This window comes from Desulfovibrio sp. 1214_IL3152, assembly GCF_036763055.1.
Taxonomy (GTDB): domain Bacteria; phylum Desulfobacterota; class Desulfovibrionia; order Desulfovibrionales; family Desulfovibrionaceae; genus Desulfovibrio.
This window is the reverse complement of sequence record NZ_JBAIYW010000512.1, coordinates 1-10,032: the sequence shown is the minus strand read 5'-3', so window position 1 is coordinate 10,032 and position 10,032 is coordinate 1. Positions and strand designations below refer to the sequence as shown.

Genomic DNA, 10,032 nt, shown 5'->3' with positions numbered 1-10,032 from the left:
GCGGTAGCGGCGGGTGGGCCTTACGGAGAGTTTTCCGCCCCTGTTCTTTCCGCCATGCGCCTGCCGCGATCCTGCCAGGGGTATATATGGGGAACGCGTGGCGAGCTGCGCCCAGCATGGGCCGCTCTGGGGCTTGAGCCGAAAAACGTGCGCTTTGACGCCGCCTGCGGTCAGGATATTTCCTTGACCCTCACTTTTCCCTGACCATCAAGAAGCCGGGCATTTCTGCCTTGAAATGTCCTGGCCGCTTCGGTCAGATTTCATTCACTTCCGGCCATTCCGGGGTAACCCCGGCCACTTCGGATATTTTCAGACCACCCTGATTCTCCTCGCTCCATTCCTTCCCAGCCCGATACACTGCGGGCCAACGCCCGACCATTCTGGTTTTTTTGCGGCTTCGCCCTGCTGGCAAAGGGGCTTTCAGCATGCCCTTTCCGGGCCGATTGACGCTTCTCATCCACGTCAGTTTTCACAGACGCTCATGACGCATACATTTTATATGCGTTTATTTGTTTTTTAGACTTTTTATATATCTAGTATTTTCATGCGGTAATAAAAAATATGTCGCAAGATATAATAAGTTTTGCAATAAAAGCCGAAAAGCTATATAGACTTGGTTAGACTGGCGCCAGTTTCTGGTTCTTCCTGACTTTTTCTCCAGGTCTCTTCCTGTCCACCTCCTCTGCCACTGACCTCTCGCAGACCTGAACAGGCTCTGTTTTAGCTGTTAATCCATTGTCACTGACCTCGCGCAGGCCTGAACAGGCTGTGTTTTTGGCTGTTAATTCACAAAACTCACGAGTTCGAAGGGGCTGTCTATGAAAATGGGAATCATGAGCAAGATGATGCTCAACATCTTGGTTCCGTCCATGCTGGGGCTGACCGCAGTTTGTGTTTTCAGCTATTGGCGGGCGGAAACGTCTCTTACGCAACAAATTGCGCACGAGTTGAACACCGTTATCGACAAGCAGGTGCATGGTCTGGTCACCGTGCAGCAAATGACGCGCGGTCTCATGAAGACCAGCGCCCAATCCAACCATGTCAGGAATGCGCTGATTCGCCGGGGTGCCGGGGAGCCGACGCTGGAAGTGGTCTACGATGAGCCGGTTTCCAGCGGAGCGGACGTGCAGAGCGTTCTTGACAGCCTGACAGAGCACTTCGGCATTGTGGACGGCGCCGGTCTCCTTGATATCGACGGGCGGGTCATAGCCCACACGGCCAGAGATCTTGTAGGGCGGAACATGGGTGAGCGCAGATCTGTGAACGCGGCTCTTCGGGGAAGTATGGGCTTTGAGAACATTCCCAACCATGCGGGAGACCTCGCCACCATAATTACCACCCCTGTCATGAAGGACGGCAAGCCCTACGGCGTGCTGTACGCCTATATGAGCCTTGCCCGCCTGAGCGCCGATACCACAGACACCATCAAGATCGGGAAAGACAGCTTTTGTGCTGTTTACGACAGCGAGGGCAGGGTGCTCATGCACCCAGACAAGCGTTTGCTCGGGTCTGACAGCAAGCATCTGCCATTTGTCAAGGCGGCCTTGGCCGAAGGCAACGGCCGTGCGGTTTATAACCACGGCGATGCGGAGATGGTCGCCTATTACCGGCACATGCCGGAAAGCAACTGGCATGTGGTGCTTGTGGGCAACAGGGATGAACTGCTTGGCCCGGCCCGCAACCTGCTGAAAGAAAACATGCTTGTGGGTGGCATAGCCGTCATTGTGGTGGGTTTTATTATTATTGTTGTGTCGCGGGGTATTGCACGTTCCATCCGGGCTGGCGAAAATTATGTGCAGGCCGTTGCCGGTGGCAACTTCAACCCTTCACAGGAGGAAGAGACGGCGTTGGGAAGTGCGGCCAAGCGCAGTGATGAAATCGGCGGGCTTTCGCAGGGCATTCAGGGCATGGTGGGCAAGCTGCGCAGTCTGTTCCACGACAGTGAGGAAAAAAACCGTCAGGCAGAGTTTGCCAAAACAGAAGCCGAGGAAGCAATGGGCGAAGCCCAGGAGGCGCGCAAGCAGGCGGAAAATGCCCGGCAAGAGGGCATGCTGGCCGCAGCCGGACAACTGGAAGCAGTGGCAGGTATTATCTCGTCCGCGTCCACTCAGCTCTCCGCCCAGATTGAGCAGTCTGACCGCAGCGCCGCCGAATCGTCCCAGCGTCTTTCCGAGGCCGCTACTGCCATGAACCAGATGAACGCCACGGTTCGCGAAGTGGCGCATAATGCCGCCGCCGCCTCCACGGCTTCAAGAGAAACCAAGGAAAAGGCCCATGCAGGCGCTCAGATTGTGGAACAGGCCGTGCGCAGCATAGAAGCGGTGCGGCACGTTTCGGAAGAGCTTAAAAGCGACATGGCCGAGCTTGGCGAGCATGCCCAGAGCATCACGCGCATTATGAACGTTATTTCCGATATTGCCGACCAGACCAACCTGCTGGCCCTCAATGCGGCCATTGAGGCCGCTCGTGCCGGTGAGGCCGGAAGGGGTTTTGCCGTGGTGGCCGATGAGGTGCGCAAACTGGCTGAAAAGACGATGGCTTCCACCCACGATGTCAGCGCCGCCATCAAGGCCATACAGAACAGTACGGCAAAAAGCATGGGTTCGGCAGACAATGCCGTAAACCAGATTGCGCAGGCTACAACCTTTGCCAGCGAGTCCGGCCAGGCCCTGCGGGAGATCGTGGCTACTGTGGAAGGCACTTCGGACCAGGTCAATGCCATTGCCGCTGCCAGCGAAGAGCAGTCGGTCGCCAGCGAAGAAATCAACCACAGCATTGTGCAGGTAAACGAGATGGCGCGACAAAGCGCCATTGCCATGGCCGAGGCCGCGCAGGCGGTTACCGAACTGGCCGCGCAGGCGCACACGCTCAAGAATCTTATCGCACAAATGAAACTCGGCTAGGCCGGGCATATCCCGGTACGCCGCAAAAAGGCTTCCGCGCATAAGCGCGGAAGCCTTTTTGCCTGTATGTGAAAGCATTGCCTGTGCGTGGAAAATATAGCCCCGTTTCTTTTCTTGGAGGCGGCAAAGACTTTTTCAGGCATAAAAAAGAGGCGGCCGCCGGGGGCAACCGGCGGCCGAGAGAGGGAGGATGTTCCGATGGTTAGAGGTTTTGTTCAAAGGAGGAGGTTTTCGGGGGGGATCCGGATGTCCTCAATGGGGGCGGAGGGCATGCGGAAAGTTTGTTACTTTTTTACATATATCGTTACCGCCCGTCGGCGGGTTGGCTGGGTTGGCGACGCATTGCCGTTTTGTTCGGCTCAGCTGCTTCCCGCCCGGCTTTTTCAGGGCGGAAAATCTTTTGAATATAGCCCGTTACAGAGCGTTTTATTGTGGCCTGGACTCAACAAGTTCTTTATAATTGAAGTTCCATGGCGGCGTCGCGCACAGCCGAAATCTTGTTTATACAGCCTTGGCGCTTTTCTGCCGCTTCGCCTATGTACTTTCCGGTTTGTGCCTTTAATGGCCGGCCGGACTTGGAAGCCGATTTATGCGCTACGTAAAACATATGAAATTTGTATAAGGTAAATACGGTTCTGTTTGAAACCTTATTTGTTCTTTTATTTCTCTATGTCATTTTCGTAATCTTGCTTACAGAATAGCAATTGGTGTGCCAAAGTTTAGATATTGGGGTATTTTATAGTTAATATTTTGAATTTAAACAGTTTTTTTTGTTAAAACCGTTGGACGCAACGTTCCACTGCCTGTATTTTTTTTATACAGGTGTATTCGAAATATGTATAAATTTTAATCAGAAGTATGATTTTTATGCGCTGATTGCGTCGCGAAAACTGAAGCTGTCGTGAGGTATCAATGGTCGGCAGAGGCGTGGTGCCGGGGAGGAGGGGACAGAAAAGAAAGGCAAGTGGAGAGGGCGTGGGGCCGGAGCAGTGAAGACGCTATTGGGTTCCTTCCATAGTATTTTTTACGGTGAATTCCATGCTGCATCCTCTGCTGGCAAGGGTACCCAGGGGAATACCCACTTCGCGCCGCATGCGCTGGTCGGCATGAATGAGCATGGCCTGCAGTTCATCGCGCAGCACCTGAAGTTCGCGCCCCAGGCGGGGCAGGGTATCGGGTGATGTGCTGCGGTTATAGTTGAGCTCTTCCAGCTCGTTTTTTTTGGAGATAATGCGCTGCCGCAGGTCTTGTACCTTGGGACGGTACTCTTCCATAATGCTCTGGGCTTTCATGCGCTGGCTCGGCGGCAGGTAGTCCAGCCACACATCCAGCGGACCAGTAGCGGCTCGTGTAGCGGGGACGGGAAGCGCTTCGCCCTGCGGGCCTTGCGCTGAAGAATACGCGGGCAGCAGTGTGCCGCACAGAAAGGTCAGTAACAAAGAAGTCTTTCGCATGGCAAAATAGTTCCTGATCTTGCATCTGTGGCGTCGGCAAGTCAGACGCCGTATATTCAGGTCGAAAAACGGCAGATGCGCTGTCGTGGCAACGCATACTCCGCATCTTATGCGATTGCAAAAATCATGCAACTTTTTTTATGGCCCTTGGCCTGTGCATGATGACACTGTGCGCGCATGACGCTATAAGCACAGGCATGAGTTCGGCACACGACAACCCCGACGGCGAAAGCCGAAAAGAGCCGCCCCAGGGATGGGGCGGTCTGGAGCTTTATGCGTCCATGAAAGGCATGCGGAATGTCTCGCGCACGTCTATCGGCCTGCTTATGGGCGGCGCGGCTCTTGTGCTGGCCCTCATGATCAGCCTGCTGGCCTATATATCCATCGAGCGCAGCGAGGCAGCCATGGCCCGGCTGCTGGCAGAAAAAGGCTCTTCCCTTATTATCGCTTTTGAAAGCATCTTGCGCTCCGGCATGCGTAGCGAGGCGGGCGTGCGCCTGCAGGTGCTCTTGGAAGAAATGGCCGCAAGCCCCGGCATTGTTTTTGTCTCCGTAACCATGCCCGACGGTATCATTGTGGCGCACAGCAATCGTGTGCGCCTCGGTGAGATACTGAAAGTGGAAGACAGGGAGATGGACGAGTCCCGCATGCGCGACCTGAATCCGGGCATGCTGGCCCAATGGGGCATCATGCGCATGGAAGGCCAGCGGGTTTTTGTGGTTTACCGCCAGTTTTCTCCCGGCATGTCCGACCTGCCCAAGGGCTACCCTGTTCCCATCATTTTTCTGGGGCTGGAGATTTCTCCTTTTGAGATCACGCGCAGCCAGAACCGGGATTACGTAGCCATGCTTTCGTCCGTAACGCTTCTGGTGGGTCTGGCCTGCCTGCTGGCATTGTATTATGCCGAGCGTGCGCGCGAATCGCGCCAGCAGCAGCGCAAGGCCGAGGTGGAAGTGCGCCGTCTTGAGGCAGAGGTGCGCCGCAAGGAAAAACTGGCCGCAGTGGGCAATCTGGCCGCCGGGGTGGCTCACGAGATCCGCAATCCCTTGAGCTCCATCAAGGGCTATGCCACCTATTTCGGCCAGCGGTTTCCCGAAGGCAGCGAGGATCGCGCCGCGGCCAACGTGATGGTCAATGAGGTGGACAGGCTCAACCGCGTGATTATGGACCTCATCGGTCTTTCCCGGCCCAGCGATGTCTGCCCCCGGCCCGGCAGCCTCGCAAAAGTGGTGGAACATGTGATCCGCCTCATCAAGCAGGATGCCGAAAAACGCGGTATTGAGGTGGAATACCGAATGGCTCCGGGCGTGCCTCAGGCTATGATCGACCCGGAACGTATGGGACAGGCCCTGCTGAATCTTTGCCTGAATGCGCTGGACGCCATGCCGGAAGGCGGGCGGCTCACCCTTGCCGTGACATGGCACAAGAAAGGCGTTTGCCTTATGGTGCGTGACACGGGCGTGGGGATTGTCCCCCGCCAGTTGCCGCATATTTTTGATCCGTACTTCACGACCAAGGGACAGGGAACCGGCCTCGGACTGGCTATGGTTCACAAGATCGTGGAGGCCCATAACGGGGAGATCAGCGTTACCTCCCGTCAGGCGCAGCCCGGTGTGGAGGGAGAAACCATTTTTCGCATCTGGCTGCCGGAGGCCCGTCCGGCAACGCCGTCTTTTGTGGAACGCAGAAAAAGAAAGCGCATATGACCACAGGGCATAGCACGGCGCAGATGGCCGTTGCCCGGTGTGTCAGGAGGATTGTCAGCGTGATGAACAGCATTCTTGTAGTGGACGATGATGACGCGCACCGCGGCATGCTGCGAACCATGCTCCGTTCCTGGGGCTATACGGTGGATGAGGCTACCGATGGCGACGAGGCTGTGGCCCTTGTAAGAGAAAAAGCCTTTGACGCCGTGCTGACTGATGTGCGCATGGCGCGCATGGACGGCATACACGCGCTCAAGGGGATTCTTGCGTATAATCCCGCCTTGCCTGTAATTCTCATGACGGCGTATTCCTCGGTGGAAACCGCCGTAGAGGCGCTGCGCCTGGGCGCATACGACTATCTGGTCAAACCTCTGGACTTTGAAAGCCTCAAGCACTCTTTGCAGCAGGGCATTGAGCATTCGCGTCTGAGTGTTGAAAATCGCGAACTGCGCCGCCAGTTGACCAATGCCACGACCATGCCCGGCATCATCGGCCGCAGCCCGGCCATCCGGGCCATGCAGGAAATTATGGATACCGTGGCTCCCACCGAAGCCACGGTGCTCATTACCGGTGAGTCGGGTACGGGCAAGGAACTGGTGGCCCGCGCCCTGCATGGCAAAAGCCTGCGCGCCGATCAGCCCCTTATTACGGTCAACTGCGCGGCCCTGGCTGAAAACCTGCTGGAATCCGAACTGTTCGGGCATGAAAAAGGTTCGTTCACCGGTGCGGAGCGCCGCCGTGAGGGACGTTTTGCCCAGGCGCACGGCGGCACGCTTTTTCTGGACGAAGTGGGCGAGATGCCCCTTTCCCTTCAGGCCAAACTGCTGCGCGCCCTGCAGCAGGGCGAAGTGCAGCGCGTAGGCTCCGACACGCAGCTTACCGTGGACGTGCGCGTGCTGGCCGCCACCAACCGCGACCTGCGGCATGAGGTGGCGCAACGGCGCTTTCGTGAAGACCTGTTTTTCCGCCTCAATGTCATCAGTGTTGATGTGCCGTCCCTGCGCGAAAGGCCGGAAGATATTCCTGTGCTGGCGGCGTATTTTCTGGAAAATTTCGCCAACCGCAACCGCAAGGCCGTGCGCGGCTTTTCCGCCCAGGCGCTTGACATCATGCTGCGGCATTCTTGGCCGGGCAATGTGCGCGAACTGGAAAATGCCGTGGAACGGGCCGTTATTCTCTGTAACGGCGATCTTATCACCGCGCGCGAACTGCCTTCTGCGCTGTCCGAAACCATTGCGCCGGGCGAGCGCCCGGCCGAGGCGGATATTTCTTTGGCCGGGCTGCCCCTGGACGAGGTGGAACGCCGGGTCATTGAGGAAACGTTGCGCCAGACCGGCGACAACAAGAGCGAGGCGGCGCGCCGTCTTGGTATTACCCGGGCCACACTGCACAACAAACTGCGCAAGTACGAGATCGAATAGAGCGGCTTGACGAAAGGCGCTCGTGACGACACTGCCTAGAGCAGATTAACTTTGAAAATGTATATTCTCAAAGTTTAAGGCACGCTCACTTCGGCGTTTAACCGCGCAGATAAACTGCGCTTACGCCTCCGTAGCGAACGTCTGCTCACGCAGACGTCCGAGCAATTTAAAAGTTAAATTGCTCTAAAATCATATCGGAAGCAGCATGAGCAAGACACACGCCAAAAACGTCAACGACACGCATATCCAGGAAGACAGCCCCGGTCAGGAAAGGATGGAGCGTCTGGCGGATTTTTTTAATGAAGTTGGAATGCTGCGGCACACCCCGCGCACGGGCTATGCTTTCCTTGGCTCCGGCAAGGAAAATGTGGCCGAACATTCTTACCGGGTCAGCGTTATGGGCTATGTGTTGGCCCGCCTGAGCGGGATTGATCCGGCAAGGGTGACGTTTCTCTGTCTTTTTCATGACCTGCACGAGGCGCGCACCGGCGACCTCAACTACGTGAATCACCGTTACGGGCAATGCATGCCCCGCCAGGCGCTGGAAGACTGCGTGGAAGGCACGGGCCTTGAAGATGACGTGCTGCCTCTCTGGGATGAACTGGCCGAGAACGCAAGCCCTGAAGCCATGTTGGCCCATGATGCGGATCAGCTTGACCTTATCTGCAATCTCAAGGCGGAGTTGGACAAGGGAAACGCTTTTGCCGGGCAATGGCTCGAAAGTGCCGTCAAGCGGCTGCGCAGCCCGGTTGCCAGGGAATTGGCGGACGTGGTGCTGCGCACAGACCATAACCGCTGGTGGTACGGCCATGTGGAGAAAGAATGGTGGGTGCGCCGGGGCCGGGAATGATACTGATAGTCATTTCGACAAACCATAGAAATTACTTTACAAAATATTCCAATCTGCGCTAGTTTCGTCCAGTCCAGAATTGTAGAAAAATGCCGTTTTGGCGGCTTTGCGCCGGGCCATAGCAGGGGGGAGGCATGCACTTTCTGGGGGATGAAGCGGAAGACCGCGCTGAGGGGCATATGCGGTTTTCTGATGCGGGAGGCGTGGAGCCATGCTTGCCGGAGCTGGACCTGAAAAGTCGGGAAAGCTGCCGGATTCGGCGCTTGCTGGGCTGCATGGAACAGTATGACCGCACAACGTGGCTTTTGCAGTTTGAGTCATTTCTGCAAGAAGCCCTGCGAGTAGTGCGTTCGGATCAGATGGGGCGGCATTTTGCCGTTCTGCATGCCGATATGCAGGGCTTTCAGGTGCTCAACCGCGTCTATGGCGAACAGGCGGGCAACAGCATGTTGCGCGCTTTTGCCGCTTTCTTGCGGCATCTGGACTGCTATGTGTGCGGCAGCCGCATTTTTGCCGACCAGTTCGCCATGCTCTTTACGGTCCCCGAAGGCACGAGCCTTGAGGCCGCAGCCGGAAAGATCGTTGCCAAGGGCGAACTTTTTCTTGCGGAAAAGCGCAAGCTTCACCCGCGCAGTCATCTGGCTTTTGTGGGCGGTGTCTGCTCCGTGGAGGGCAAGCCCACCAGCCTGCACCCTCACGTCAGCCGGGCGGATCAGGCGCGGCGCGCGCTCAAGCCCACCTTGCGCTCGCGCGGCGGAATTTTTACCGATGCGATGGAAGTGCACCGCCTGCAGCGGCAGACCCTGTATGAAGACGTGATCAAATCGCTGGAATGCGGCGGCGTCTTTTTTCTTTTGCAGCCACAGGTGGACATCGCCACCGGCACGGTGGTGGGGGCCGAGGCCCTGGCAAGAATGCGCACCCCTGATGGCAGGGATATCATGCCTGCCAGCTTTGTGCCTCTGCTTGAAGAGTCGGGCGACATCATCAATCTGGATTTTCTCGTCTACGGGCAGGTGTGCCGCTACTTGCGGCAGCGCCTTGATGAGGGCAAGCCGCTTGTTCCCATCACTGTCAATGTTTCGCGCGAAAATTTCAAAAACCCTGCCTTTGCCGAAGAATTTCACGACCTGGTCTGCATGCACGGCCTTGAACCGCGCCATGTGGGGCTGGAGATTACCGAAAGCGTTTTTATCAAAAACCTCACGGAAATACGCGCCAGCGTGTGCCAGTTCAAACAGTACGGCTATTCCATCTGGCTTGACGATTTCGGTGCGGGCTATTCCAGCCTCAATGTGCTTAAAGAAGTGCCTTTCGATGTCATCAAGATTGACAGAAGCCTGCTTGGCTCCGGTGAAATAGCCTCTACCAACAAAAGCATTATCAGCAGCATTGTCCGCCTTTCCGGCGACCTGCATATGGAAGTGCTGTGCGAAGGCGTGGAAAACGCCGCGCAGCGCAATTTTCTTCTTGGTCTTGGCGGCATTCAGGCGCAGGGCTTCTTTTATGCCCGCCCGATGCCTTGCCTGGAGTTTGAAAAGCTTATGGAAAGCGGGGGCATGCTGAATCCTCCGCTGGACGGCACACGCTGAGGCATGCCGCCTGCGGGCAAGGCCCCTGTAAAGCCGAACGCCCTGCATGGCGGCGGGATGAAAAAAGGCCGTGCAGGGCGGTGCGGCTTCAGGACCAGCACGCTTT

The 10,032-nt window shown here is 56.7% G+C and carries 7 protein-coding genes and 1 pseudogene; 6 read left to right on the top strand and 2 right to left on the bottom strand.

From position 1 onward, the window contains the following. Positions 1 to 204, top strand: a pseudogene (locus V6C07_RS10970) (radical SAM protein); the annotation flags it as partial. Positions 205 to 253: 49 nt separating this feature from the next. Here V6C07_RS10970 and V6C07_RS10965 read toward each other — a convergent pair. Beyond that, a complete protein-coding gene (locus V6C07_RS10965) occupies positions 254 to 427 on the bottom strand; it encodes a hypothetical protein (protein WP_333536517.1) in 174 nt (57 codons plus the stop codon). Positions 428 to 818: 391 nt separating this feature from the next. On the opposite strand from V6C07_RS10965, the gene V6C07_RS10960 reads away from it, so the two are divergent. Next, positions 819 to 2,903: a methyl-accepting chemotaxis protein gene (locus V6C07_RS10960; RefSeq protein ID WP_333536516.1), complete on the top strand. Its 2,085-nt coding sequence runs from the start codon at positions 819 to 821 to the stop codon at positions 2,901 to 2,903. Between the two features lie 998 nt (positions 2,904 to 3,901). Here the strand turns inward: V6C07_RS10960 and V6C07_RS10955 are convergent. Next, positions 3,902 to 4,357, bottom strand: a complete 456-nt coding sequence (locus tag V6C07_RS10955) for a zinc resistance protein (protein ID WP_333536515.1) — start codon at positions 4,355 to 4,357, stop codon at positions 3,902 to 3,904. 158 nt (positions 4,358 to 4,515) lie between these two features. Here V6C07_RS10955 and zraS point away from each other — a divergent pair, with 158 nt between their 5' ends. The 4 genes from zraS to V6C07_RS10935 all read left to right on the top strand — a co-directional run bounded on the left by zraS (position 4,516) and on the right by V6C07_RS10935 (position 9,926). Further along, positions 4,516 to 6,063 (top strand): two-component system sensor histidine kinase ZraS, encoded by a 1,548-nt coding sequence (gene zraS, locus V6C07_RS10950; protein ID WP_333536514.1) that lies wholly within the window; start codon positions 4,516 to 4,518, stop codon positions 6,061 to 6,063. 62 nt (positions 6,064 to 6,125) lie between these two features. Then, the gene (locus tag V6C07_RS10945; RefSeq protein WP_333536518.1) at positions 6,126 to 7,484 is read left to right on the top strand and encodes a sigma-54-dependent transcriptional regulator; all 1,359 of its coding nucleotides are present in this window, start codon (positions 6,126 to 6,128) and stop codon (positions 7,482 to 7,484) included. A 205-nt stretch (positions 7,485 to 7,689) separates the two neighbouring features. Further along, the gene (locus V6C07_RS10940; protein WP_333536513.1) at positions 7,690 to 8,334 is read left to right on the top strand and encodes an HD domain-containing protein; all 645 of its coding nucleotides are present in this window, start codon (positions 7,690 to 7,692) and stop codon (positions 8,332 to 8,334) included. 134 nt (positions 8,335 to 8,468) lie between these two features. Further along, positions 8,469 to 9,926, top strand: a complete 1,458-nt coding sequence (locus tag V6C07_RS10935; RefSeq protein ID WP_333536512.1) for a GGDEF domain-containing phosphodiesterase — start codon at positions 8,469 to 8,471, stop codon at positions 9,924 to 9,926. Positions 9,927 to 10,032: the final 106 nt, after the last annotated feature.